Source organism: Streptomyces sp. NPDC037290, from assembly GCF_055603245.1.
Genome location: NZ_JBVJVZ010000011.1, coordinates 42269 through 66768, shown reverse-complemented (window position 1 = coordinate 66768; position 24500 = coordinate 42269). Strand labels below are relative to the sequence as shown.

General features: G+C 71.9%; 19 protein-coding genes, 3 pseudogenes and 1 riboswitch. Of the genes and pseudogenes, 13 read left to right on the top strand and 9 right to left on the bottom strand.

Annotated elements, in window-relative coordinates:
* Window positions 1-1089 precede the first annotated feature (1089 nt).
* A complete protein-coding gene (locus ACZ7HQ_RS31420; protein WP_470997152.1) occupies window positions 1090-1917 on the bottom strand; it encodes a hypothetical protein in 828 nt (275 codons plus the stop codon).
* A gap of 243 nt (window positions 1918-2160) precedes the next feature.
* Here ACZ7HQ_RS31420 and ACZ7HQ_RS31415 point away from each other — a divergent pair, with 243 nt between their 5' ends.
* The 3 genes from ACZ7HQ_RS31415 to ACZ7HQ_RS31405 all read left to right on the top strand — a co-directional run bounded on the left by ACZ7HQ_RS31415 (window position 2161) and on the right by ACZ7HQ_RS31405 (window position 4134).
* A complete protein-coding gene (locus tag ACZ7HQ_RS31415) occupies window positions 2161-2826 on the top strand; it encodes a methyltransferase family protein (RefSeq protein ID WP_470997149.1) in 666 nt (221 codons plus the stop codon).
* 311 nt (window positions 2827-3137) lie between these two features.
* Window positions 3138-3359: a CbtB domain-containing protein gene (locus tag ACZ7HQ_RS31410; RefSeq protein WP_470997146.1), complete on the top strand. Its 222-nt coding sequence runs from the start codon at window positions 3138-3140 to the stop codon at window positions 3357-3359.
* 22 nt (window positions 3360-3381) lie between these two features.
* Window positions 3382-4134, top strand: a complete 753-nt coding sequence (locus ACZ7HQ_RS31405) for a CbtA family protein (RefSeq protein ID WP_470997143.1) — start codon at window positions 3382-3384, stop codon at window positions 4132-4134.
* A gap of 270 nt (window positions 4135-4404) precedes the next feature.
* On the opposite strand, the gene ACZ7HQ_RS31400 is transcribed toward ACZ7HQ_RS31405, so the two are convergent.
* Window positions 4405-4986, bottom strand: a complete 582-nt coding sequence (locus ACZ7HQ_RS31400) for a histidine phosphatase family protein (protein WP_470997140.1) — start codon at window positions 4984-4986, stop codon at window positions 4405-4407.
* A 207-nt stretch (window positions 4987-5193) separates the two neighbouring features.
* On the opposite strand from ACZ7HQ_RS31400, the gene ACZ7HQ_RS31395 reads away from it, so the two are divergent.
* Window positions 5194-7491, top strand: a complete 2298-nt coding sequence (locus ACZ7HQ_RS31395; RefSeq protein ID WP_470997137.1) for an FUSC family protein — start codon at window positions 5194-5196, stop codon at window positions 7489-7491.
* Between the two features lie 193 nt (window positions 7492-7684).
* Here the strand turns inward: ACZ7HQ_RS31395 and nicT are convergent, their stop codons facing one another.
* Window positions 7685-8791 carry a Nickel transporter NicT gene (gene nicT / locus ACZ7HQ_RS31390; RefSeq protein ID WP_470997134.1) on the bottom strand — a complete coding sequence of 369 codons (1107 nt, stop codon included), beginning with the start codon at window positions 8789-8791 and terminating at the stop codon, window positions 7685-7687.
* Between the two features lie 27 nt (window positions 8792-8818).
* Window positions 8819-9008: riboswitch (cobalamin riboswitch) on the bottom strand.
* A gap of 79 nt (window positions 9009-9087) precedes the next feature.
* Here nicT and ACZ7HQ_RS31385 point away from each other — a divergent pair.
* A complete protein-coding gene (locus tag ACZ7HQ_RS31385; RefSeq protein WP_470997131.1) occupies window positions 9088-9453 on the top strand; it encodes an ArsR/SmtB family transcription factor in 366 nt (121 codons plus the stop codon).
* 211 nt (window positions 9454-9664) lie between these two features.
* On the opposite strand, the gene ACZ7HQ_RS31380 is transcribed toward ACZ7HQ_RS31385, so the two are convergent.
* Window positions 9665-10753 (bottom strand): alcohol dehydrogenase catalytic domain-containing protein, encoded by a 1089-nt coding sequence (locus ACZ7HQ_RS31380; protein ID WP_470997128.1) that lies wholly within the window; start codon window positions 10751-10753, stop codon window positions 9665-9667.
* Between the two features lie 92 nt (window positions 10754-10845).
* Here ACZ7HQ_RS31380 and ACZ7HQ_RS31375 point away from each other — a divergent pair, with 92 nt between their 5' ends.
* The gene (locus tag ACZ7HQ_RS31375) at window positions 10846-11733 is read left to right on the top strand and encodes a LysR family transcriptional regulator (protein WP_470997125.1); all 888 of its coding nucleotides are present in this window, start codon (window positions 10846-10848) and stop codon (window positions 11731-11733) included.
* Between the two features lie 197 nt (window positions 11734-11930).
* Window positions 11931-12126 (top strand): annotated as a pseudogene (locus ACZ7HQ_RS31370) (serine hydrolase); the annotation flags it as partial.
* A 198-nt stretch (window positions 12127-12324) separates the two neighbouring features.
* Here ACZ7HQ_RS31370 and ACZ7HQ_RS31365 read toward each other — a convergent pair.
* A pseudogene (locus tag ACZ7HQ_RS31365) lies at window positions 12325-12486 on the bottom strand (3-oxoacyl-[acyl-carrier-protein] synthase III C-terminal domain-containing protein); the annotation flags it as partial.
* A 16-nt stretch (window positions 12487-12502) separates the two neighbouring features.
* Here ACZ7HQ_RS31365 and ACZ7HQ_RS31360 point away from each other — a divergent pair.
* The 6 genes from ACZ7HQ_RS31360 (at window position 12503) to ACZ7HQ_RS31335 (ending at window position 20337) form a co-directional block, all read left to right on the top strand.
* Window positions 12503-12685, top strand: a complete 183-nt coding sequence (locus ACZ7HQ_RS31360) for a TetR family transcriptional regulator C-terminal domain-containing protein (RefSeq protein ID WP_470997122.1) — start codon at window positions 12503-12505, stop codon at window positions 12683-12685.
* Between the two features lie 24 nt (window positions 12686-12709).
* A complete protein-coding gene (locus ACZ7HQ_RS31355; RefSeq protein ID WP_470997118.1) occupies window positions 12710-13144 on the top strand; it encodes a MarR family winged helix-turn-helix transcriptional regulator in 435 nt (144 codons plus the stop codon).
* Window positions 13141-13737 (top strand): XdhC family protein, encoded by a 597-nt coding sequence (locus tag ACZ7HQ_RS31350; RefSeq protein WP_470997114.1) that lies wholly within the window; start codon window positions 13141-13143, stop codon window positions 13735-13737. The genes ACZ7HQ_RS31355 and ACZ7HQ_RS31350 overlap by 4 nt, the downstream gene beginning before the upstream one ends.
* A 738-nt stretch (window positions 13738-14475) precedes the next feature.
* The gene (locus ACZ7HQ_RS31345; RefSeq protein WP_470997111.1) at window positions 14476-15213 is read left to right on the top strand and encodes a flavodoxin family protein; all 738 of its coding nucleotides are present in this window, start codon (window positions 14476-14478) and stop codon (window positions 15211-15213) included.
* A gap of 325 nt (window positions 15214-15538) precedes the next feature.
* Window positions 15539-19123, top strand: coding sequence for a sodium/proline symporter PutP (gene putP, locus ACZ7HQ_RS31340; protein WP_470997108.1), 3585 nt, complete (start codon window positions 15539-15541; stop codon window positions 19121-19123).
* Window positions 19124-19665: 542 nt separating this feature from the next.
* Window positions 19666-20337 (top strand): TetR/AcrR family transcriptional regulator, encoded by a 672-nt coding sequence (locus tag ACZ7HQ_RS31335; RefSeq protein WP_470997105.1) that lies wholly within the window; start codon window positions 19666-19668, stop codon window positions 20335-20337.
* Between the two features lie 178 nt (window positions 20338-20515).
* Here the strand turns inward: ACZ7HQ_RS31335 and ACZ7HQ_RS31330 are convergent, their stop codons facing one another.
* The 4 genes and pseudogenes from ACZ7HQ_RS31330 to ACZ7HQ_RS31315 form a co-directional block, all read right to left on the bottom strand.
* On the bottom strand, window positions 20516-21700 hold the full coding sequence (locus ACZ7HQ_RS31330) for a cytochrome P450 (RefSeq protein ID WP_470997102.1): 1185 nt from the start codon (window positions 21698-21700) through the stop codon (window positions 20516-20518).
* Window positions 21701-21731: 31 nt separating this feature from the next.
* Complete coding sequence (locus ACZ7HQ_RS31325) at window positions 21732-23087, bottom strand: NAD(P)/FAD-dependent oxidoreductase (RefSeq protein WP_470997098.1); 1356 nt, start codon at window positions 23085-23087, stop codon at window positions 21732-21734.
* The gene (locus tag ACZ7HQ_RS31320; protein WP_470997095.1) at window positions 23077-23286 is read right to left on the bottom strand and encodes a ferredoxin; all 210 of its coding nucleotides are present in this window, start codon (window positions 23284-23286) and stop codon (window positions 23077-23079) included. The genes ACZ7HQ_RS31325 and ACZ7HQ_RS31320 overlap by 11 nt, the downstream gene beginning before the upstream one ends.
* 33 nt (window positions 23287-23319) lie before the next feature.
* A pseudogene (locus ACZ7HQ_RS31315) lies at window positions 23320-24495 on the bottom strand (glycoside hydrolase family 15 protein); the annotation flags it as partial.
* Window positions 24496-24500 lie beyond the last annotated feature (5 nt).

Here is a 24500-nt window from a genome sequence, read left to right as displayed (position 1 = left end):
GGGCGTCTGCGACCAACCCCCCGCCCGCGAATACCCCCGGGAATGCCCCCCCCCCCATCCCCCCCCCCCCCCCCTCGGCCACCCCACCGCGACCGGGCGGCCCCCCGCCCGCGAGCAGTTCGGTGAGCGACAGCCCGTCCAGCCCGGACCAGCCGCCCCGCATCAGCGCCCCGGCCACGACACGGGTCTCCCCATCGTCACCGCTGTCGTCCGGTGCGCCCGGGTGCCCGGCCAGCCGGGCGGCGGCACCGGCCAGCTGCAGCCGGGCCCCGGGCGGCGGATGCGGGCCGTCGAAGTCCCGCTCGTCCACGTCGTCCCCGGCGTCCCCGGCGTCGAGCAGTTCCGCGAGCACGGCCGCGTAGGCGGGCCCGCACAGCACGGCTGCGCAGACATCGGCGAACGCCTCGCCCGACCACCGCTCCCAGTGGACGGCACGCGCGGGGGGCAGACCGGCCGTCCCGACCCGCCGGCGGATCTCGTCGCCGAGGCCGCAGTCGTCGTCGATGTGGTGCGCGGCCTCGTGCGCCACCGTCAGCAGGGCGGGCGGATGGGAGCCGAAGAACCAGGGCACGTCGATGACCGGGAACGGCAGCCGCGCGGCGGCCTCGCGGCCCGCGCGGGTGTGGATGCCCCCTCGGGGCAGCAGATCGTGGTAGGCGCTGCCCCGGCGGTGGGCGCGGGGCGAGGCCGCCCGGCTGAAACCGACCAGCGGGGGCTCCCTGCGGCGGGCACCGGCGAGCTGCAGGACCGGGCCGTAGCACTCCCACGCCAACTCGTCGGCCACCTCCAGGAAGCGGCGGTAGTCACGGACGCGGCGCAGCAGGAACCGGGTGCGGTAGAAGTCCCACACATGGTGCAGGTCCAGGACCCGGCCGGGCACGTCGGCGCCGCGCCCGTCCGCGAGCCGGGCCCGTACGTCGGCCACTCCCACGCCGAGCAGCGCGAGCACCGCGTCCAGCTGGCTGTGGTGCTTCTCCAGCGGGCCACCGGCCCGGCTCGCGCCCTGCCACCGGCGCAGCTCCTCCTCCAGCCCGGCGACGGCGTGCAGCCGGGCGGCGGCGCGCCGGACGGAGAGCGGGGCCGGCCCGGTCAGGACGCGTCCTGGGCCGGCTCGGGCTCCGGCTCGACCGGCTGCGGCGGGGCCTCCAGCACGGCCGACGGGTCGTCGGCGGCCTGCTCCAGCAGCAGGGGCGGCACCGGGTCGGCGTCGAGTCCGCGTCCCGGCTGCACGGGCCCGTACTCCTCGCGCACCCCGCCGAGCCAGGTGCCGCGCAGCCGTACGACCCGGAAGAGCGGTGTGAGGGACTCACCGATCCACTGGAAGCCCAGTCGCCGGCCGCCCGCGAGCTGCGCCGAACCCGCCAGGTCCAGCAACTGCAGCGGTCCGGCGCCGACGGACGCGGTCAGGCGCAGCTCGGCCGAGGCACCCGCCTCCGCGGCCACCAGCACGGCGGCCGCGTCGGCCCGCACCACCTCGGTCACGGCGAGCAGTGCGGTGTCCCACCGGCCCTCCCAGTAGCGGCGGACGAGCGCACCGGCCAGGGCCCGGGTGTCCGCGACCCCGCTCCCGGTCAGGCCCCGGTACGCCACCAGCGCGGCACGCTGCCGGGCGAACCGCAGCAGCACTCCCGCGTCCGTGTCGACGAGGGCCGTGAAGAGCGGGTCCGTGGCACCGGACACCTTGAAGCGGACGTCGATCCCGCCACCGGCGTCGTGCACGAAGGCACCGCGGGCCTCGGGCGCCGTCTCGTCGAAGGTGATCCTCCGGTCGGCCAGCGTCCCGGCCGCCCGGACGGAGCCCCGCGCGCCGTGCAGGACGTCCCCCACGGTCACCTTCTGCAGCAGGGGCCAGGTCAGCCACCAGTCCCCCCACGCCTCGCGCATGGCGTCCCGGTACACGGCGAACGCATGGACCACGCCGTTCAGCTCCTCCCCTGTCCCGCCCGAGCCCTTGCGCGCAGGCTAGCAGCGCCGCCCCCGGGACACGCCCGAACTGCCCTGTACCCCAAGGGCTTTGGCCACAGATACGCGCGCCACCGGGCCGTCGCCTCCCTGCCGCCGTCTCCATCCATGGATGGAGAGCGGTGGAGAGCCCCGGCCCTCTCTCCATCGACCCGTGGGTGGTGGTGATCCACTGCGTACGGGGAGCAGTCTTGAGTCATGGGCTCTCTTCACTCGGCACTGGTCCTGATCACCAGCGTCTGCGTCCTGATCTTCGTGGTGGCCTGGATCGCGGGCGCCGTCTACTTCGGCGTGAAGCGCCACGCCGGCGCACGCGACTGGGTGCGCGCACTGCCCCGCACCCTGTCGCGTCGCCTGCTGCTCGCCGCGGGCGTCTTTGTGTTCCTCACCCTGGTCGGGCACTCCGAAGACCTCTGGCGGCATCTGCAGTACTGGCAGCCCGCGTTGGCGCTCCTGGGTGCAGTGCTGGCCATGGCCTCGACGGCCCTGCTGCTGTGGGCCCGCTGGGTCCTGGGGACGATGTGGGCCGGCGTGCCGACGCTCCAGGAACACCACGAGCTACGGACGGACGGCCCCTACCGGCTGGTCCGCCACCCCATCTACACCGGGCTGCTCGGCCTGGTCACCGGCTCCATGGTGGCCCGCGGCTTCGGCGTCTGGGTGGCCTTCCTGGTGGTCGCCGTCCCCTGGCTGCTGCGCCGGGTCCGGGTCGAGGACGCCCTGATGGCCCGGCAGTTCGGCGCCGTCTACGACGTCTACCGCGCCGAAGTCCCGGCTCTGATCCCCCGAATACGTCCCACGGCCCACCGGGCCGGCAGCGGCCACGGCGGGGCGACTCCGGCCGGGGGCACGGGAGCGCGGTGACGTCGACCGGCGGCGCCCGCTCCGGCGCCGTTCAGGACCGCTGGATTTCCGTCACCGCTGACCCACGCGCCCGTGGAGTCCCGCCCGGCCGAGAAAAAGATCACGCCGGGCGGATGCGGTCTTGGCCGTGCACGCGGGGCGCGGTACGGTCTGTCCGATATCGACGACGGCGAGACGGAAACCGGTGAGAACCCGGCACGGTCGCGCCACTGTATGCGGGACGCCCCCTGCGGCGTCCCGTGAGTCAGACCCGTGGCCGTCGTCCTGTGCACCACCGAGATGGGACGCGAACTCCCAGAGGAGGGCCTGCCATGGCGCAGACCGTCGCTCAGCCGACAGCCACCACCCCCGTCGTTCCCGCCAAGCTGCCGCTGAAGGCGATAGCTCCCTGGGCGGTCTTCTTCGGCATCCTGATGCTGGTCCTGCTCTACTTCGTCGGCGCCGAGCAGGGCGCCACCTCCGTGTTCAACGGCACCGGCGTCCACGAGTGGGTGCACGACGCCCGCCATCTGCTCGGTTTCCCCTGCCACTGACGCGGGGGGACACCGCACGCCCATGAACTCCGCAACCGTACGGAACCTTCTCGTACGGGGCATGCTCGCCGGCCTCGCGGCCGGCGTGCTCGCCCTCGTCGTGGCGTACCTCCTCGGTGAGCCGAACGTCGGCAAGGCGATCAGCTTCGAGGAGGCCCACTCCCACGAGCATGAGATGGAGGTCGTCTCCCGCTCCCTGCAGTCCACCGCCGGCCTCGCCACCGGTGTCCTCGTCTACGGGGTCGCCTTCGGCGGCGTCGCCGCGCTGGCGTTCTGCTTCGCCCTCGGCCGCGTGGGCCGGTTCGGTCCGCGCGCCACGGCACTGCTGCTGTCGGGCTGTGCCCTGCTCGCCGTGTACGTCGTGCCGTTCCTGAAGTACCCGGCCAACCCGCCGTCGATCGGCAACCCCGACACGATCGGCAAGCGGACCACCCTGTACTTCCTGATGATGCTGCTCAGCGTCCTGCTGGCGATCGCCGCCACCCTCCTGGGCAAGCGCCTGGCTCCCCGGCTGGGCACCTGGTGGGCGACGGTCGTCGCGGTGACCGCCTTCGCCGTCGCCATCGGCCTGGCCTACCAGTTCCTGCCCGCCGTCAACGAGGTGCCCAAGGACTTCCCGGCCACCCTGCTGTGGCGGTTCCGGCTCTCGGCCCTGGCGATCCAGACCGTTCTGTGGGGAGGGTTCGGCCTGCTCTTCGGCGAACTGGCCGAGCGGCTGCTGAACCCCGAGCCGGCGACGTCCGCGAACGGACGAGCGGTTCCGGCCGCCCACTGACTCCTTCCGGACCACAGCCGTACGGCACAGGGCCCTTGGAACCATCCAGGGGCCCTCGGCGCGCGGGAGACGCCCATCTCGGCCGCCATGTGGGCGATCGGGCGGTGCCGGCCGCTGCACGAGTCGCGGTCGTCCCAGCGGGGGACAGCGGAGCATTGCGGTGCATCACCCGCGTGCCCAGCGCCAGGGATCGACAATCGCATGGGCAGCCCGGACTCCAGCAGCGTGCGGATGGCGACCAGACGTCAACAACCCCATGTCCCGCAACACCTAGCCGGCGTCCGGCGCGGTGAGCGGGCGGCCCAGTCGCAGATTCCAGCGCCCGGCCCGGCCGCTGAGCTCGGTCACCGTCAGCGGCGGCACATCGAGGCGCCAGAACAGCGTGTCGGACATCCCCAGCGCCCCGACGACCGCGGCCCGCACCACCTCCGGCTCCACCACGGCGACCGTACGGCCCGCCACGGCCTGAGCCTCGGCCAGCCACCGCGCGATCCTCCCGCACAGGTCCCGCACGGACTCACCCCCGTGCGGCGCGCAGCCGGGATCGGTGAGCCAGCGGCCCAGCGCCTCCGGCTCGGCGGCACCCACCTCCTCCAGGGTCCGGCCGCGCCAGCGTCCCACGCCCAGTTCCGCCAGCTCCGGCACCGGCACACCGTCGAGCCCCAGCGCCGCGGCTGTCTCCCGGCAGCGCGTGCCGGGGGACGTCACCACACGCACCGCGGCGGGCAGCGCCCCGGCCGCCGCCCGGGCCCGGGCCGCGCCGACGTCGTCGATCGAGCCGCCGTCACCGAACCGGGCCTGCCGCAACGACGCACTCATGGCGGGAGAGACGAGAAGGACTCGGCTGGTCACGCGGTGGCTCCTGACGCTGTTGTCATGTGCTGCGGGAATCGGAGTGTACGGATCCCGATGGTCACGGCCATGACGGGCCGGCGGACGCCGACGGGACGGTGCGTGGCCACATCCGGCACGCAGTGTCCACACTGGATGGGCGGGGCCGTGGGAGGTTTCCCACAGCCGCGTCGTGGCCGGCCGAGGCCGTGTCGGCGGGAGGTGTGCATGTCCGTGCAGGTCCCGGAGCGGATGCCGGGCGCGTCACGCCTGGTGGCGTGGTTGCGCGACCGCGATCCGGAGCTGGCGGCGACGCGGCGGGCCGGGCGGACCGCGATCGTCATGCCGGCCCTGTTCGCGCTGTGCGGTCAGGTGTTCCACTCTCCGACCATGGCGAGTTTCGCCGCGTTCGGGTCCTTCTCGATGCTGCTGCTCGTCGACTTCAGCGGGCCGATGGTGGAGCGGCTGCGGGCGCAGACCGGGCTCGCGGTGGCCTGGGCGGTGCTGATCTGCGTGGGGACACTGGTGGCGCCCGTCACCTGGCTCGCCGTCGTCACGACGCTCCTGGTGGGCTTCGCCGTCCTTTTCTCCGGCGTCGTCAGCTCGCTTCTGGCGGGCAGCACCACCGCGCTCCTGCTGGCGTTCGTCCTGCCGGTCACCACACCGGTGCCGCTGTCCCTGCTGCCCGACCGCCTCGCGGGCGCCGGGCTGGCGGCAGCGGCGGCCTTGCCCGCCGTCTGCCTGCTGTGGCCGCGGCCCGTCGCCGATCCGCTCGGCGCGCCCGCGGCCCGGGTCTGCCGTACGGCCGCCGCAGACCTGCGCACGGACGCCTCCGGTCTGGGCGGGCAGGGGCCGGTGGCCGACGCCGCGCAGCGCCGGGCGGCAGCCGACCGGACCGCCGACGCCAGTGCGGAACTGCGGCGCGCCTTCGACACCACCCCGTACCGCCCCACCGGCCTGTCCACGACGTCGCGCGCCGTGGTCCGCCTGGTCGACGAGCTGACCTGGCTGAGCACCATCCTGGCGGACCGACCCCCCTACACCGACGAGCCCCCGGCCTGCGATCCGGCCGCGCGCACGGTGCGCCTCGTCGCCGCCGACGTCCTCGATCACGCCGCGGACCTGCTGATGTCCCTGCGGGGGGACGCCGGCCCGCTGCGGACCTCCATGGAGGAGCTGCGGCGGACCATGCAGGGGATGGAGAAGACGTCCACCGGGCGCCTGCCCGCCGATCACCCGGGCGGTGACGGTCCCGCGGAGGCCGTCGGGTTCATCGCCACACTCGACCTGTCCTTCCGCGCCCAGGAGCTCGGGTACGCCGTCCTGCAGATCGCCGGCAACATCGAACTGGCCGCCACGGCATGGCAACGCCCCTGGCTCGACCGGCTCCTCGGCCGTGAACCGGGTGCACGGACCGCACCGCTGGCCCTGGCCCGCGAACGGGCCGCGGCGCACCTGGGACTGCGCTCGGTGTGGCTGCACAACAGCCTGCGCGGCGCCGTGGGACTCGCCATCGCGGTGCTCCTCGCCGACCTGACCGGGGTACAGCACTCGTTCTGGGTGCTGCTCGGCACCCTGTCCGTACTGCGCTCGAACGCGCTCAACACCGGCCAGAACGCCCTGCGCGCGGTGCTCGGCACCATCGTGGGCTCCTTCATCGGCGCCGGTCTGCTGCACCTCATCGGGCACCACGGCACCGCCCTGTGGTTCCTGCTTCCCGCCGCCGTCCTGGTGGCCGGGATCGCCCCGGCGGCCATCTCCTTCACCGCGGGGCAGGCCGCCTTCACCGTCACCCTCGTGGTGCTCTTCAACGTCGGCCAGAACCCCGACTGGCACATCGTCCTCTTCCGCGTGCAGGACATCGCGCTGGGCTGCGCGGTCAGCATCGTCGTCGCGCTGTTCTTCTGGCCCCGCGGCGCCGCGGCCGCCGTCCACAAGGCCCTCGCCACGGCGTACACGGACAGTGCCCGCTACCTCGTCGACGCCGTGCACTACGCCCTCGGCCCCGCAGACCCGGAGGATCCCGGCGGCGAACCGGTGCGGCAGAGCCACGAGGCAGCGGCCTCCGCCCGGCGCCTCGACGACGCCTTCCGCACCTACCTGGCCGAACGCGGCGCCAAGCCCTTGTCCCTGGCCGACATGACCGCACTCGTCACCGGCGTGGCCGCGCTGCGCCTGGCCGCCGACGCCGTCGTCTCCCTGTGGCAGGGAGCCGCTCCGACGCAGGCGAACCACCCCCGCACCGACGCCCACCGTGCCATCGCCGGCGCTGCCGCATGCGTCATGGAGTGGTACTGCGGCTTCGCGGCGAGCCTCGGTCACAAGGCCCCCATCCCCGATCCCGTTCCCCTCCGTCCCCAGACCGCATCGCAGCTCGCGGAGTCCGTCCGTACCGACCTCGTCGACGGCCGGGGCCAGGCCACGGCCACCGCCGTCCGCCTCATCTGGACCGGCGACCACGTCGACGCCGCCCGCCGCCTCCAGCCGAGCCTCGCCGCGGCGGCGCAGGGGAACGCCGTCCACTGACACACAGGTCGCGCTGCCCGTCCTGCTCGCGATCCCGTTCCAGTGGGCGCGCGCCGAGGGGGCCCGGACCGCGGTCCGGCACCGTCCCCCGACCGGGTACGTCCCTGGTGGGAGACGGAACAGAACGACGTGGCCGCCAGGATCCGCCGCCGGCGGGGGACGACTGACACGGCCCAGGCGGTACGGCGTGCCGTCAGCCGGTGTCCGCGGTGCGGGCGTTCCAGCGCTCCTCGACCTTGGCCAGGCGCCAGTAGGCGATCGCCACGGCCCAGACGACCACGAACAGGCCGGCGATGACGTAGCCGACGTTGTCCAGGTCCAGGCCCGCGATCCAGCCGGAGACGTCATCGCTCAGACCCAGCTTGTCGTGCAGCACCCCGATCAGCTCGATGGTGCCGACGAAGAAGGCCACCGCGATGGACAGGCCGGTGATGGTGAGGTTGTAGAACACCTTCCGCACCGGGTTGGAGAACGCCCACTGGTAGGCGAAGTTCATGAACGTGCCGTCGAGGGTGTCGAACAGGCTCATGCCCGCCGCGAAGAGGAGGGGCAGGCACAGGACCGCGTACCAGGGCAGGCCGGCGGCGGCGCCGTTGCCGGCCAGGGCGAGGAGCAGGACCTCGGTGGTGGTGTCGAAGCCGATACCGAAGAGGAAGCCGAGCGGGAACATCTGGCCGGGGCGGCGGATGGACTTGGTGAGACGGCCCAGGATGCGGTTCATGAAGCCGCGCGAGTCGAGGTGGGCTTCCAGCTCGGCCTCGTTGTAGCGTCCGGCGCGCATCGCCTTGAACACGCGGGCGATGCCGACCAATGCGACGAGGTTGAGGGCGGCGATGAGGTAGAGGAAGCCGCCGGAGACGGTGGTGCCCACGGTGCCCAGGACCTGGTGCGTGCTGGAGCCGTCGTTCATCAGGGTGCCGGCGAGCTTCGCGCCGCCGGCGACCAGCGCGGCCATGACGACCACCACGCTGGAGTGCCCGAGCGCGAACCAGAAGCCCACCGACACCGGCCGCTTGCCGTCGGCCATCAGCTTCCGGGTGGTGTTGTCGATCGCGGCGATGTGGTCGGCGTCGAAAGCGTGCCGCATGCCGAGGGTGTAGGCCGTGATGCCCAGCCCGACCCCGAACGCCTTGGTCCCGACCTCGTAGTGGTGCGGGACCACGAGCAGGAAGAGGATCCCGAAGGCGACCACGTGCAGAGCGACGATCACGGCCAGGAGGCCGGCGGTTCGGACGGTGTCCTCGCGTCGCCAGCGGAAGGAGGCGGCGCCGGTTTCGGGCACGCCTTGGGACACGGTCATACGGTCACGCTCCAGCACCTCGTGGATCAGCTTCGTGCTGCCGTGGCCGGTCTCCTGGCTGACGGGTCATCGCGCCCGCCCCTGCCTTCCCGGCCGTGAGGCCAGTGGCATCGCATGGGGCGGGAACTCCCCGATCACAGTGGCGAGGGCCGCTCCGGACTGAGCCCCTGAGGGACTGTCACCGGTCTTCCCGAACACCACGGCCCGCCCACCCTAGAAGGCAGAAGGTCGAGGCTGCAAGGCTGCACAACTGATTAGGTGTGGAGGCTCACGTCGGCGACTGCGATGATGAGCGCATGCATCTCGTCCCCGCGGAACGTGCCGGGCAGCGGACCATCGACGGCCACCGGGTCTGCGACGCCATCGCCGCCGTCGGTGACCCCGGGCGTGTACGCGCCTTGGCCGACCGTTTCGCCCTGCTCTCCGATCCCGGGCGGCTGTCCCTGCTGCTGGCCCTCCACGAGGCGGGCCCGATCGCCGTCTCCGACCTGGCCGTCGCCACCGGGATGCGGGACACCGCCGTGTCCCAGGCCCTGCGGCTGCTGCGGACGGCGGGCGTCGTGGAAGGCGAGAAGGACGGCCGCGTCGTGCGCTACCGACTCGTCGACGGCCCGGTCTCCGCGCTGCTCGAACACTGCGCGTCGACCGGCCGGTTTCCGTGAACGTCCGTCCACCACCACCTCCACCTCGCCGTCGCGGACCGTGACCCGGCCGGGTGCTGCGGCGAACGGCTGTGCCGGCAGAGGGCGAAATACACCCGCGGCAGCCGGAGTTGGCTGCACGGTTTACGGGCCGGCAGCTTCAACGGCGCCGCCGAAAGCTGCCGCACCGCACCGCACCGCCCGCTCGGTCAGCCTGACCGAACCGGGGTTGTCAGTCCGCAGGCGGGGTGAGGACGGTGCGGTCGAACGGTCCGCCGTGTGCGGCGGCGTACTCGACGGCGTCGTTGACGGCATCGAGGGGGAAGGTTCGCATCCGTTCCGGACCGAGATCGAGCGCACCGGACGCGATGAGTCGGATCATGCCGGTGTTCGCCGAGCGTGGGTACATCCACTGGCCGCGCACGGTGACCGAGTTGCGCATGATCCACGGATAGGGGAGTCCGAGGTCGGCACCGCCGAGCATGCCGACGCCGCCCATCAGGACGACGCGGCCGTACTCGCGAACGGTCATGGCCGCCGCGCGCACGGCCGAGGTGGGCGCGGCGGGCGGGAGCAGGTCGAGCACCATGTCGATCCGTCCCTCGGCGGCGGCGGACATGGCCGCGCGGTCGGTGTCCTCGTCTCCGGTCAGTTCGACCGGGCGCACGCGCGGGCCGAACCGGTCGGCGAGGAGGCCGAGCGCCCCGCGGTTGCGGCCCGGCGTGATCACCCGGGCCGCCCCCATGGCGAGCGCCACGGCGACCGCGGCGCTGCCGAGGTTGCCGGTGGCTCCGCTGACGAGCAGTGTTTCGCCGGCCTCGAGGCCGCCCGCCAGCAGCCCTCCGTAGGGGATGGCGTACACGCCGAGCGAGGACCAGCGCGCCGGGTCGTCCTCCGCTTCCCGGGGCAGTGGGTAGACGTTCTCCGTCGGCAGCCGCATGAGTTCCGCGAACGCCCCGTCGTGCAGGTGCCGGGCGAGCCTTGCGCCGCCGTCGCCGCGGGAGCTCCAGCCCTGCAGCGTGATGTCGGGGGTCAGCGCGTCGTCACGGGAGCGGACGGTGCAGTCGCACCACACCAGGTCGCCGACGCGCAGCCGGGTGGCGTCCGGACCGATGCTGACGATCCGTGCGACGCCGCCGGTGCCGGGGACCACAGGGGGCTCGAGCGGGTAGTTCCGCCGGCCGCCGAAGACCTCCCCGGCGTACGGGGCGACGCCGGCCGCCAGGACCGCGACCAGCACCTCGCCACCGCCTGCCACGGGATCGGGCATCTCCAGCACGGTGAGCGGTGCACCGAACTCCGTCAGGACTGCTGCTCGCATCTGCGACCTCCTTGATCGTCCTGTTTTGAGGCTAGGAGCGCGGAGGGCATGCGCCAAGCGACGATCTCGCATCTGTGGTATGCGTGGTGCGCATGGACTTCTCCAGTACCGCTCTGCGGGTCCTGCGGCAGGTGGCCGAGTCGGGCAGCTTCACCGCGGCGGCCTCCCAGCTCGGCTACACCCAGTCGGCGGTCTCCCGCCAGGCGGCGGCCCTCGAACGGAGCGCGGGTGCCGTCCTGTTCGAGCGCCGCTTCGACGGGGTGCACCTCACACCCGCCGGCCTGACCCTGCTCCGGCACGCCCGTACGATCCTGGACTCCGTCGCAGCGGCCGAGCACGAGCTCACCGGATCCGTTCCGCAGACGGAGCCGGTGCGGCTGGGGATCTTCCCCAGCGCCGGGGCAGTGATCCTGCCCGGTCTGCTCACGCGCCTCGCGACGGACACCCCGAGCCTCACGGTCACGACGCGTGAGGGCACCACACCGGGCCTGCTCCGGGCCCTGCGGGCAGGCTCGATCGACGTCGCCGTGCTGACGTCCCGCCCGCCGCACCGGCCGTCGGACGGTGAGTCGCCCCGCCTGCACATCGAAACCGTCGAGGACACCGAACTGCTCGTGGGAGCGTCGACCACCGGCTTGTTCGCGGGCCGCACCACCGTGTCCGTCGACGAACTCGTCGATGCCCCCTGGATCACCACTCCGTCCACGGGTGCCGAGCCTCTGCTCGGCGTCTGGCCCGGCCTGCCCGGGCGGCCGCGCATCGTCCACAGCACGCGCGACTGGCTGACGAAACTGCAGTTGGTCGCGGGTGGTTTCGGGGTGACAACCGTCCCGTCCCGCATGTCGCCGGTGCTGCCGCACGGCGTGAGCCTGCTGCGCGTGGACGGAGTACCCCCCGAGGTCCGCCGGATCCTCGTGGCCCGGCTTCCCGGCCCGGCGGCCCCAGGAACCACGGCCGTCATACGAGCGATCACACGGTGAACCAGGCCCCTTGGGCCCGCGGACGGGAGCTTGCTCATCAACGTCAGCCCCCTCAGCGCCCGACAGTGGTCAGCAGGCTGTGGAGGATGGGGCCGGCGGACCCGCCGCCGGTGATTCCCTGTTCCACGCACGCCACGGCCACGTTGCCGCGGTGCGGGTGGACGAGCCCTCGGACGGCGCCCCGGCCGTCAGCGCGGGACGTCCATGTCGCCGGCAAGACCGGCACCTTGCCGACGGTGCGCAACGAGGTGGGTGTCGTCGTACCCCGACGGCGGCCGCTACGCCGTCGCCGTCTTCACCAGAACCGCCAACACCGCCGCCTCCCTCCCCGCCGCCGACGCCGTGATCGGTACGGCCGCGCGCATCGCCGTCGACGCGCTGCGTGCCTTCTGACGGCCCGCGGCGCGCAGACGTACGGGGACGGCCAGGTCGGCCTGCTGCGACGGCTGGATACCGCACCTGCTGACGGGCCGCCGCCAACGGCATGGTGCAGACGAATCCCGGTGCCGGCGGTGCGCGTTCAACCCGTGGCACCGGTCGAGCGCTGCCGGCGAGGTTGCGGACGTCTTCCCGGCGGCTCGTTCGAAGGGTTCAAGGGCAGTCGATGACCTGACCTGCCCAGGACAGTCCGCCTCCGAACGCGAGAAGCAGGACCGGTGCGCCGGTGCGGAGTTCGCCCCGTTCGACGAGTGTGGACAGGGCGAGAGGGACGGACGCGGCCGACGTGTTGCCGGACTCGACCACGACATGGGCGATCACCGTGCTTTCGGTGGCCCGGTTCGCCCGGATCTGGCGTCGGCGCCTCGCCGCCGAGGTGCGCGCAGCCGTGGCGGCGGGCGAACTGCCGGCGGACACCGACCCGGAACAGGTCGTGTACGAGCTGGTCGGCCTCTATCTGGCCCTCAACCAGGAGATCCACCCGCGCCCGGGGCGGAAGCTTGCGACTCATTAATACGATTCCGTAGTATCCGAAAGCGTGAAGTCCGAAACCGCATCACCTGCCCCGTCGGTGCTGCTGACCTTGCAGCGCGCCACCCATGCCACCTTGCAGCTGATCGCCGCCGAGCTCGTCGACCTCGATCTGACCGCCTCCGAGATCAACGCCCTGGCCAACCTCGCGGACGGCAAGGGCCGTACCGTGTCCCAGCTGGGCGCTGCCGTCGGCACGCGCCCCACCACACTGACCGGCGTGCTGGACCGGTTGGAGCGACGCGGTCACATCACCCGGGGCACGCGGGCCGGCGACCGCCGCTCGGTGCTGATCCAGCTCACCGAGTCCGGACGCGCCACAGCGGCCCTGATCAGGCAGACGCTGGCCGACCTCGAGAGCCGAGCGTTGGCCGGACTGCCTGCCGGAGCGATCGCCGGGTTCCACGCCGTGCTGGATGCGTTGATCAAGGACGGGGCATGAGCACGAACGAACACGATGCGAACGAGCAGACGTCGGCGTTCACGGAGCTGATGGGGGAGGTGATGGCCGCTGCCGAGCGGTTCGGGCACCGCCAGCACGTCCACCTCACCTGGCTGGCCGTGCGGCGCTACGGAACCGACGCGGCGGTGGACCTGATCAGCGACGGTATCCAGCGCACCGCCCGCTACGCAGGCGCCCCGCAGAAGTACAACGCCACCGTCAGCCGTGCGTGGGTCGAGCTGGTCGGCCACCACGCGGACCAGGAGGACGCCGGCGACTTCGACGCCTTCACCGACCAGCACCCCGCGCTGCTCGACAAGAAGCTGCTCACTCGCTTCTACCAGCCCTCGACGCTGGCCGGCGCCCGGGCCAGGACCGGCTGGGTCGACCCCGACCTTGCACCTTTTCCCTGGCAGCACACCGACGGGCGAGGCGGAACTGCTCGGCCGCGCCTTCTGGTACACCTCGACGGCAGGTACGAGGGAGGGCTCGGCGGCCACCTCGACCTGGACCGGGCCGCAGCCGGCGAGGCCCACGCCAGGCTGGACGCCGGTCGGACCGGCGGCGTCGTCATCGGCGGGGACGGCGACTGAAACCGACAGTGGCGTACGTCGGCGCGATGGGCTCGACACGTTGGGTATCTGTGCAGGCCAGAGTCCCTGCTGACGCACCTCGGGTCAGCAACTGCTCGCCCGCGGCACAAGGTCCTCCTTCAAGGATCGCGACTCGATTCGGGACTGATCTCGGGATGTCAGGTCACTCCTCGTCCTTTCCCGCCAACACGTTGATCAGTGGCACGAGAAGGGGGTGGACGGAGAAGTCGGAGGCCCGCATTTCACCCGGTGGGTACTTCGTCTCCAGCATCGGGACCGCCGTCTCCGCGATCGTGCCCAGCTGACGCAGGCGGCCGCTGATGCGCCCCGAAGCTGCCGTGGTCGTGGCGCATGAAGCCGACCGAACCGAGGTTCCTCGGGCCCGGCCAGGAACACGGCACCGGGGCGCTCGCTCTGCGCGATCTTGAAGCCGTGCGTGTCGTCTCCGGCACCGCGTCAGGGCACTCCACGCGGGCTGCCCACCGAGTGACGCGCGGCCTGCTCGTGGCGCACAGGACGTACCGGATCCCGGAACCGCTCAGGGCGCGGTCGCGCCCTCGGAGCTCATGAGGCGAACGTGGGTACACGCCCAGGTCACGCGTCCGCCGCCGGCCGGGCGTGGACCGCTGTGGCTGTTCGGACGCGTTGTGGTGGCGACCGCCGCGGTCGGACCGCACGCTGGCGAAGTGAGAACGAGCCGCCGCGCACAGAGCGGCGGCGGAACTCCGGGAGGACCGTGTGACCGCTTCGTCGCCCGACACCGACGCACCGCCGGCCCGGTACGACGACCTGCGTGCGCTGGTGATCAACTGCACCCTCAAACGCTCACCGGAGACGAGCAACACCCAGGGACTGGTCGACCGCTGCACCGCCATCATGGACGCGCAGGACGTGCACGTGGATGTCGTACGGGCGGTGGACCACGACATCGCGACCGGTGTGTGGCCGGACATGAGGGAGCACGGCTGGGAGACGGACGCCTGGCCCGAGCTGTACCGGCAGGTCATGGCGGCCGACATCCTGGTGCTGGCCGGACCCATCTGGCTGGGCGACAACAGCTCCGTGACGAAGCGGGTGATCGAGCGCCTCTACGCCTGCTCCAGCCTGCTCAACGACGCGGGACAGTACGCCTACTACGGCCGCGTCGGCGGCTGTCTGATCACCGGCAACGAGGACGGCGTCAAGCACTGCGCCATGAACGTCCTCTACAGCCTCCAGCACCTGGGCTACACCATCCCGCCGCAGGCGGACGCCGGCTGGATCGGCGAGGCGGGCCCGGGCCCCTCGTACCTCGATCCGGGCTCGGGCGGACCGGAGAACGACTTCACCAACCGCAACACCACCTTCATGACCTGGAACCTGCTGCACCTGGCCCGGGCGCTGAAGGATCTCGGCGGCATCCCCGCCTACGGCAACCAGCGCACCGCCTGGGACGCCGGCTGCCGCCGCGACTACGAGAACCCCGAGCACCGGTAACGCGATGCCCAGGGAAACCGGCGGGCGGCCGTCGGGGTCGGCTGCGGCGGCTGGGCGACCGTGCACAGCCGAGGGCTGTGCACGGCCTCGGGCCGCTGCCCGCGTCCCGGGCCGTTCCGGGCGGTGAGGGGAGTCCCCGTAGCCGGCTGCGCCGCAGATCGACACCCTCGCCCGCACGCTCGACTTGGCGCGTCCCCGTGCCCGCACCGGCGCGGGCGGCACCGGCCGCCGACGGCGACCGGAATCTGTACATTTGTGAAGTAGGGATCACGACTGTCGGTCGTGCGGTTGCAGGGCCATGCATGAACCTCGCAGGCGAGGGATTATGTCCGACTTGAGTGCGCCGATCGTGGCCACGTTCCTCGTGTACGTGGCCGTCATGATCGGAACAGGTGTCTGGGCCTACCGCCGTACGCACACCTTCGCCGACTTCGCCCTGGGCGGCCGCAGGCTCCCCGCGTTCGTCGCCGCCCTGTCCGCCGGGGCCAGCGACATGTCCGGCTGGCTGTTCCTCGCCTTCCCCGGAGCGGTGTACGCGGCCGGGGTGGGCGCCAGCTGGATCGCGGTCGGCCTGGTGCTCGGTACGTACCTCAACTGGTTGTTCGTCGCGCCGAGGCTGCGCACCTACACCGAGCGCGCAGGGAACGCGGTGAGCCTCTCGGCCTACCTGGAGGAGCGGTTCGAGGACCGCACACGGATGCTCCGGATGGTCTCGGCGGCGGTGACCCTTGTGTTCTTCACCGTGTACGTGGCCAGTGGACTGGTGGCCGGCGGGCTGCTCTTCGGGCACATCTTCGGCGCCGGTTTCCGGCTCGGGGTGGCCCTGACCGCCCTGGTGATCGTCGTCTACTCATGCCTGGGCGGCTTTCTGGCCGTGAGCCTGACCCACGTCATGCAGGCCACGCTGATGTTCCTCGCCCTGCTCGTCCTCCCCGTCGTGGGTATCGCGACGCTCGGCGGCTTCGGTGCGCTTCGTGACTCCCTCGACAGCAAGACGCCCGGCCTGCTGGACATGGGTGCCAAAGTCGACTTCACGGACGGCCGGTGGTCGGGGGGCGGCGGGACGCTCGGCATCGTCTCGATCATCTCGTTGCTCTCGTGGGGCCTCGGCTATTTCGGGCAGCCGCACATCCTGGCCCGCTTCATGGGCATCCGCAGCACCAGTGCCGTACCCGCGGCCCGTCGTATCGAGACCGGGTGGGTGGTCGTGGTGCTGGCCGGTGCCACGGTGGTCGGCCTGCTGGGCATCGCGCGGTTCGGCACACCGCTCCATGATCCGCAGACGGTGTACATCGCTCTGAGCCGGACCCTGTTCAGTCCGTGGGGCGCCGGCGTGATGCTGATCGCGGTGCTCGCCGCGATCATCTCGACCGCGGACAGCCAGCTGCTGGTGTCGTCCGTCGCGCTCACGGAGGACTTCTACCACGCGTTCCTCAAGCGGCGCGTCTCGGACGAGGCACTGGTGTGGGTGGGTCGCTCCGCCGTCGTCGCCGTGACCCTCGTGGCCTCCGTGATCGCGCTGAGAGGCGGCGAGCTGCTGGGGATCGTGGGTTACGCCTGGGCGGGCTTCGGGGCCGCTTTCGGCCCGGTGGTCCTGCTCTCGCTGTACTGGCCGCGCATGACCTGGGCGGGGGCCATGGCCGGGATCGTGTCCGGCGCGGTCACGGTGCTCCTGTGGCGTGTGGTCAAGCCGCTGCACGGCCCCTTCTGGTCGGGCGTCTACGAGATCATTCCGGGCGCCCTGGTCGCCACGGTCGCGGCCCTGATCTTCGGCAGGTTCGTCGGCCGGCCTCCGAAACGGGCCTTCTGGCGGATGCCGGGCGGCGGGGTGAGCCAGCTGATGCTGACCCCCTTCCTCAGCCACGCGCCGGTCGGCATCGCCGTTCTCGACACGGATCTGCGATACGTCTGGGTGAACGAGCCGCTGGACCGCGAGATCCCGCTGAAGCGGCGGCTGGGGCGGCGGATGGCGGAGGTGTTGCCGCAGGCCGAGGCCGACGCCTTCGAGGAGAAGATGCACGAGGTTCTTCGGACCGGTGCGCCGGTGATGGACTTCGAGTACCGCGGCGCCGGCTACACGGTGCACGACCGGGGCCGCGCGATCTCTGCCTCCTTCTTCGCGATGAAGGACCGCCACGACCGGAATGTCGGTGTCTGGTACATGATCATCGATGTCACCGAGCGGTGGCGTGCGCAGGAGCGCCTGGCCCTGCTCAATGACGCCGCTGCGCGCATCGGCAGCACCCTGGACGTGACGCGGACCGCGCAGGAACTGGCCGACGACGCGGTGCCGGCCGTCGCGGACTTCGTCGCCGTCGACCTGCTGGACTCGGTCACGAGGGGCGAGGAGCCGGCCCCAGGGCCGGTCGGCATGTCCCCCGTCATCCGCCGTGCGGCCCAGCGGTCGGTCCGTGAGGGATGCCCCGAGGCGTCCCTTGCCGTGGGGGAAACGGTCCGACGTGCGCCCGCGTCGCCCGTGACCCGCTGTCTGCTGGAGAGCAGGACCCTCGTCGAACGGGTCCTTGACCGCACCAACAGTCCGTGGGTGACCGTGGACGAGACGCTGGGCGCCTCGTTCCTGGACTACGACTTCCGCTCGGTGATGGTGGTCCCCGTGCGGGCGCGCGGCGTCACCCTGGGGGTGGCGACGTTCGCCCGGTCCCGGCGGCTGGGGCCCTTCGAGGACGACGACGTCCGCCTCGCCGAGGAACTCGTCTCCCGTGCGGCGGTGTGCATCGACAACGCCCGCCGTTTCACCCGTGAGCGTACGGCGGCCCGATCCATGCAGCGCTACCTGTTGCCGCAGGACCTGACGGGAGGGTCCGCTCTCACCGTGGCCTCGTGGTACCTCCCGGCGGATGCCCCCAGCGGTGTGGGCGGCGACTGGTTCGACGTGATCCCGCTCTCCGGAGCACGGGTCGCCCTGGTCGTCGGCGACGTGGCCGGGCACGGCATCAACGCGGCGGCGACCATGGGGCGCCTGCGCGTCGCGGTGCGCACGCTCGCCAACCTCGACCTGGCTCCGGACGAACTGCTGGCCCACCTGGACGATCTGGTCATCGGCCTCATGGGGGCGCACGACATCGATGCTCCGCTGGCGGCCGAGGGCGAGGCGACGGGCACCGCGTTCCTGGGCGCCACCTGCCTGTACGCCGTCTACGACCCGGTCAGCAGGCTGTGCTCCATGGCCCGGGCCGGTCATCTCCCGCCGATGATCGTCGCTCCCGACGGCGCCGCCGGCATTCTGGACCTGCCCGCCGGACCGCCACTCGGCCTCGGCTACCTCCCGTTCGAGTCCATCGAGACCGAGCTGGAAGACGGCAGCCTCCTCGCCCTCTACACCGACGGCCTCATCGAGTCCGTCGACCGGGACATCGACGTCGGGCTCTCCCGGCTGGGCGGTGCCCTCGCGGCCCCGCTGCCGACCCTGGCGGAGACCGGCCGACGAGTGATCGACAGCCTGCTGACGGGTCCGCCTGCCGACGACGCGGCCCTGCTCCTCGCCCGTACGCGTGTCCTGGCTCCGGACCGCGTCGCCTCCTGGGACCTGCCAAGCGATCCGGCTGCCGTCGCGCACGCCCGCGACCTCGCGGCTCAGAAGCTGACGGAGTGGGGCCTCCTCGATCTCACCTTCACCACGGAACTCATCGTCAGCGAACTGGTGACCAACGCGATCCGCCATGCGGCCGGGCCGGTCTGCCTGCGCTTGATCCGGGATCGCGGCCTGATCTGCGAGGTCTCCGACGCCAGCAGCACCGCGCCACGGCTGCGTCACGCACGGACCACCGACGAGGGGGGACGGGGCCTGCTGATCGTCGCCCAGATGGCCCGCCGGTGGGGGACTCGCTACACGAAGACCGGCAAGATCATCTGGACGGAGCAGGTCATTGCGGCCGAGCCGATCGGCTAGCCGGGCGGATCCGCCATCGCCGCACAACGTGGCTCCAAGGGCTCCCGCAGCCGGGGCAGCGGGACGCTGACTGTCCGTCGGGCTGCGGTGACGGAGGGGCGCCATGCCCATGTAGCTCCGCGCCGGGTCGTGGTGGACCCACGGGCCGACATGGGCCTCCATGAGTGCGGCCGTTCCCCGTGCCGATCCGTGCCGAGGGCTCCAGGGCGAACGGAACCGACTCCACAAGGTCGACGAGGGCATGGTCGGCCAGCAGGGGCACGGTGAGGCCGGCCAGTTCCTGCCCGGTCTGCATGACGTCGAGGGTGCTGCCGATGCGCGTGCCGGCTTCGCTCGGGATGGCAAGGCGCTCGCGTGCCCGTCGGTTGCTGGCCGGACGGCCACCGGCCCGGACCAGCCGCCCCGGGCCCGGCACTCCTCGCCGTGCACCGAAGCGCGCACGCCGTCCTCGCCCGATGCCAACACCTGTGCGGCGGACCGGCCCACCACCTCACCTGGTAGTGACGAATCGATCAGTTGCGTTCGGCCGAGACAGTGCAATGATGGATTCATCAGGACTGTCGGATTTATCGTGGTGCATCCAGATGTCAGCCTCACTCACGAACCGATTCGAACGCCGTCGGGCTGAGACCCGGCAGGCACTCGTCCGCGCCGCGCGGGGGATCCTGGCCGAATCCGGCGACACCGGCGCGAGCATTCGGGCCATCGCCGAGCGCGCGGACGTCGGCTTCGGCTCCTTCTACAACCACTTCACGTGCAAGCCGGACCTGTTCGCCGCGGCCGTGGCCGATGCGCTGGAGGAGTACGGCCGGGCCATCGACGCACGCCTGCACCGCGTCACCGATCCCGCCGAGCGCCTCGCCGGCGGCTTGCGGCTCAGCACACGTCTGGCCGACTCGCACTCGGAAATCATGCGGATCCTGTGTCACAGCGAGCTCGGCCGCATAGGCGCCGGCCATGGGCTGGCCCCGCGCGCGAGGCGCGACATGGAGCAGGGTATGACGTCGGGCCGCTTCGCCGTGGTCGATCCGGTCATCGCCCTGACGGTGCTCAACGGCAGCCTGCTGGCGCTCCTGGAGCTCTGGTTCAACCGGCCCGAGGCCGATATCCACCAGGCCGCGGACACGATGGCGCAGATGTTCCTGCACATGCTCGGCCTGCCACCGGACGAGGCCTGCGAGGTCGCCCGACGTCCGCTGCCCGCTGCGGCCTGAATCCCGGACTCTGCGCCGGCATCGTCGTGCGACAGGCCGGGCGGGATGCCGCTGCCGGCACACCCGCACGCAAAGTTCCTGCACGGGCCGCAGAAAGCCGGCCCGACGCCTCACACCGCCGCTGTGGATGAAGCGAGTCCTGGCGCAGTCGACCACATCCTCCGAGGGCTGCCCGGGATCACAGGTGGAGGAGCAGGTGTCGGGGGCCGCGGAGCATGGCGTTCTGCCGGTACGGGGGCGGGTCCTCGACGAGGCGTGCCGTGCCGAGGTGGGGGAGCAGTGCGCCGAGCGCGGCCTGCGCTTCCAGACGGGCGAGGGGTCCGCCGTAGCAGATGTGGATGCCGCTGCCGAAGCCCAGGTGCTGGTTGTCAGCCCGGGCGGGGTCGAACCGGTCGGGGTCGTGGAACCGCTTGGGGTCGCGGTTGCCTGACGCCAGCGCCAGGATGACGGACGCCCCTCGGGGGATGGGGGTGCCGGCGATGTCCATGTCGGCGTGGGGGATGCGTTCGCGCATGTGGACAGGGGGTTCGTAGCGCAGCAGTTCCTCCACCGCTCGCGGCAGCAGTTCGGGTTCACGGCGCAGGTGGTCCAGCTGTTCGGGCTGGCGCAGGAAGGTGAGCACCCCGTTGGTGACCAGGTTGACCGTGGTCTCATGACCCGCGATGAGCAGGAGCACGGCCGTCTCCGCGAGCTCCTGCTGGGTGAGCCGCAGGACAGGATCCGGCTCGTTGACGAACGCGGAGAGCATGTCGTCGCTCGGCTTGCCGCGGCGCTGCTCGGCGAGGTTCAGCAGGTACCCGCCCATCTCCAGCCGGGCCTGGTCGCCTGCCTTGTCCGTCTCGGTGGTGTCCGCGCCGGGCCGGACGTCAGCGGCGGCAACGAGGGCGTCGGACCAGGCCCGGAACAGCGACTCGTCCTCGCGCGGCACGCCGAGCAGGCGGCAGATGACCGTGACGGGAAGCGGATACGCGAAGTCGTCGACGAGATCGATCTGCTCACCCGTCTCGAAGGACGCCACCAGCTCCTCGGTGATCCGGTCGATCTCGCCACGCATGCCGTCGACGCGGCGGGGGCTGTGCGGCGGGCCGAAGGGCCGCATGGCCAGGGTGCGCAGCCGGTGGTGTTCGGGGTCGTCGAGCCGCAGGAAGGGCAGCTGCTGTGCTTCCCCGCCGCCGGTACGGGGATCGGCACTCATCCGCGGGTCGTGGAGCAGGGCGGCGATCTCGTGGTACGTGCCGATCAGGTAACTGCCGTCAGCCTGCTGAACCACGGGACAGGCCTCGCGGAGCTCCGCGTACAGCGGGTAGGGGTTGGGGCGGCTGGCGTAGTCGGTGATGCGTGCCAGCAAGGTCTCGGAGGCCATCGTGGCTCCTCGTGGTTGAACGGTACGCGGGCTACACCACGGTCAGCCGGCGGTCGGGAAGGTGCCCGGTGAGCGCGACGGTCGGGCCGTGGGACAGCCCCGACGGATCCGGTACGTCGGACGGGATCGGGACGTCGGCCGCGATCGCCCGGTCGGCCGCGCCGGGCGGGGGCGGGAACGGGGCGGCCGTTTCGATCAGGTGCCGGTAGTAGTCGAGCGCCTTGGCCATGTCGACGGTGACGGCGGCAGTGACCCGGCCCTGGTAGCCGTAGACCATCGCGAGCCGGCGCGCCTCCAGGGAGCCCTGGGCGATGACCACGTGGTCGGAGTAGGTGGGCACGCCCACCGACTTGATGTTGAGCCCGAACTGGGTCGACCAGAACACCGGGACGGCCAGGTGCGGGCGCTGCAGTGGTCCCGGGTTGACCATGTTGTGCGCCGCCACCCCGGCCTGCTCGACCGCGTTGCCCCAGTGTTCCAGGGACAGCATCTGGTAGCCGAACAGCGGGTGCGGGAAACGGGAGACGTCGCCGGCCACGAAGACGTCGTCGGTGACGATCCCGTACATGTTGAAGGCGCGGCACCCGGCGTCGCAGGCGATCCCGCGCGGGCCCGCCGCCAGCCCGGACTCGGCCAGCCACTCCACGTTGCGGATGGCGCCCAGCGCCACGACGCACACGTCCGCGTCGACGCGGCTGCCGTCGGACAGCTGCGCGCCGGTGAAGGCGCCGTTGCCGTTCAGGGCGGTGACCGTCACCCCGGTGCGCAGGTCAACGCCGTGGTTGCGCTGCATGACGGCCGCGAGCTTGGACAGGGTGCCGCCGAGCGCGCCCACCAGAGGCGCGGGGCCGCGTTCGGCGACCGTGACCTGCAGCCCCAGTTCCCGGCAGGCGGAGGCGATCTCCGAGCCGGTGAAGCCGGCGCCGATCACCAGTACCCGATCCGGCCGGGCGGCCATCCGCTCGGCCAGGCCTTGCCCGTCCTCGCGCGTGCGCAGGGTGAACACCCCGTCCAGGGCGGCTTCCTCAGGGTTGGGCCAGGGGCGTGCCCGGGTTCCGGTGGCGATCAGCAGCCGGTCGTACGGCAGCGACTCGCCGTCTTCCAGCAGAACCCGTTTGGCCAGCAGGTCCACACCGGTGGCGGGTACCCCGAACCGCCACTCGGCCTGGGGGTCGCGCCGCATCGGCAGTTCGGTGGTGTCCGCCGTCGCCTGCCCGAGCAGCACCTGCTTGGACAGCGGCGGACGGTCGTAGGGCGCGTGGGGTTCGTCCCCCACCACGGTCAGTGAACCGGTGAAGCCCTCCTCGCGCAGCGCCTCCGCGGCCCTCAGCCCGGCCAGTGACGCTCCGACGATGACGATCCTGCCGTCCTTCAGGTCATCGGGCACCGCTGGTCACCTCTTCCCCGAGGAGGATCGCCTGCACCGGACACGCCGCCGCGGCCTGACGCACGCGCTCGACCTGGTCGTCGGGTACGGCCGTGGCGTACAGCAGGCCTTCCTCGCCGTGCAGCTCGAACACGTCCGGAGCGAGGAACACGCACTGGGCGTAGCCCTGGCAGCGAGTGAGATCGACAACGGTCCGCATCCTCATCACTTCCTCCGCTGTCTCACCCCCCCCTCATCTCCAGCATGGCCGGAGAACCGGGGGCTCGCACGGTGACTGCCGAGCAACGCCCCTCGTCCGCCCTCGGCCCAGGGCCCGGTCGAGGCTGAATGCCGCACTGATGAGAGCGAGGTGGGTGAACGCCTCGGGGAAGGTGCCCAGTTGCTCGCCGGTGCGGCTGATCTCCTCGGCGTGCAGGCCGACATGGTCGGCGTAGGTCAGCATCTTCTCGAACGGCCAGGCGGGCTTCGTCCAGGCGGCCTTCGCGGGTGAGGGCTTCGACGTACCGGAAGGAGCAGATGGAGAACGTCCCCTCGTCGCCGCCCTCGTACTGGACGAACGCCCGCCGGGTGGGCGATCAGCCATCGTCCAGGATCCGCCAGTAGATCGTGTCCCGGCCCTTCCCAGCGGTAGAGCTCCGTGGGCAGGCCTCGTTTCAGGGCTCTGTGAACGGCGCGGTCGACGGCCGCCCAGCACATGAGACGGGAGCAGAGGAACTTCTTGCGTCCGCCGCGGGTCTCCCACACGCTCTCGTCCGGCTCGTCCCCGTGCTCGCAGACCCAGTCCACCAGATCGCACGCCGCACGCCACAGGCGCCGAGCCGCGGTAGCCCTCCAGGTGGGAGAGCTCGCGCCGATCCAGGCGTAGCGGTAGTCCCACTTCCGGCCCCCGCCGAGCTGCTCGGGCAGGCTGGTGGTGGGGGCTGCCACGATCGCGCCGGTGGGGGCGTAGGTGAGCACCTTCAGTGTCAGCGCGGAGCGGTGCACCAACTCCCGCCAGCGGCCACGACACCGGGACTGCTGCAGCCAGCCCCGCCAGAAGGCGACCGTGGCGGTGAACTCGGACTCCGCCTCGGCCTGGGAGCAGCCGCGCGGCGGGGTCTCGCCGCCGACACGCTCGAGCGCGAAGACCGCCGTCTCGCCCTGGGCGAGTGGGAACTCGGTCTGCACGTCGTTCTCTTCGCTCTTCAGCGGCACCGTGGCGGTCAGCGCCAGTGACAGTGCCTCGGACGTGAGTACGGCGGCCTGGGCCAGCATCCGTACGGTGTGCGGTTGGGTGCCGTAGCCGAACCGGGAGCAACCCGGGCCCGGAACGGGATCCTCCCGCAGACGCAGACCACCCGCCGGATCAGCCTGTGGCGGTCGACATCGGCAGCATCCCCACCGGCATGAAATCCTGGATCTCCCCCAGGTGCC

Bases quoted from the DNA above. Each gene is read 5' to 3' on its own strand.
- ACZ7HQ_RS31415 (WP_470997149.1), top strand. From the start codon at position 2,161: ATGGGCTCTCTTCACTCGGCACTGGTCCTGATCACCAGCGTCTGCGTC.
- ACZ7HQ_RS31410 (WP_470997146.1), top strand. From the start codon at position 3,138: ATGGCGCAGACCGTCGCTCAGCCGACAGCCACCACCCCCGTCGTTCCC.
- ACZ7HQ_RS31405 (WP_470997143.1), top strand. From the start codon at position 3,382: ATGAACTCCGCAACCGTACGGAACCTTCTCGTACGGGGCATGCTCGCC.
- ACZ7HQ_RS31395 (WP_470997137.1), top strand. From the start codon at position 5,194: ATGTCCGTGCAGGTCCCGGAGCGGATGCCGGGCGCGTCACGCCTGGTG.
- nicT (WP_470997134.1), bottom strand. From the start codon at position 8,791: ATGACCGTGTCCCAAGGCGTGCCCGAAACCGGCGCCGCCTCCTTCCGC.
- ACZ7HQ_RS31385 (WP_470997131.1), top strand. From the start codon at position 9,088: ATGCATCTCGTCCCCGCGGAACGTGCCGGGCAGCGGACCATCGACGGC.
- ACZ7HQ_RS31380 (WP_470997128.1), bottom strand. From the start codon at position 10,753: ATGCGAGCAGCAGTCCTGACGGAGTTCGGTGCACCGCTCACCGTGCTG.
- ACZ7HQ_RS31375 (WP_470997125.1), top strand. From the start codon at position 10,846: ATGGACTTCTCCAGTACCGCTCTGCGGGTCCTGCGGCAGGTGGCCGAG.
- ACZ7HQ_RS31350 (WP_470997114.1), top strand. From the start codon at position 13,141: ATGAGCACGAACGAACACGATGCGAACGAGCAGACGTCGGCGTTCACG.
- putP (WP_470997108.1), top strand. From the start codon at position 15,539: ATGTCCGACTTGAGTGCGCCGATCGTGGCCACGTTCCTCGTGTACGTG.
- ACZ7HQ_RS31335 (WP_470997105.1), top strand. From the start codon at position 19,666: ATGGATTCATCAGGACTGTCGGATTTATCGTGGTGCATCCAGATGTCA.
- ACZ7HQ_RS31330 (WP_470997102.1), bottom strand. From the start codon at position 21,700: ATGGCCTCCGAGACCTTGCTGGCACGCATCACCGACTACGCCAGCCGC.
- ACZ7HQ_RS31320 (WP_470997095.1), bottom strand. From the start codon at position 23,286: ATGCGGACCGTTGTCGATCTCACTCGCTGCCAGGGCTACGCCCAGTGC.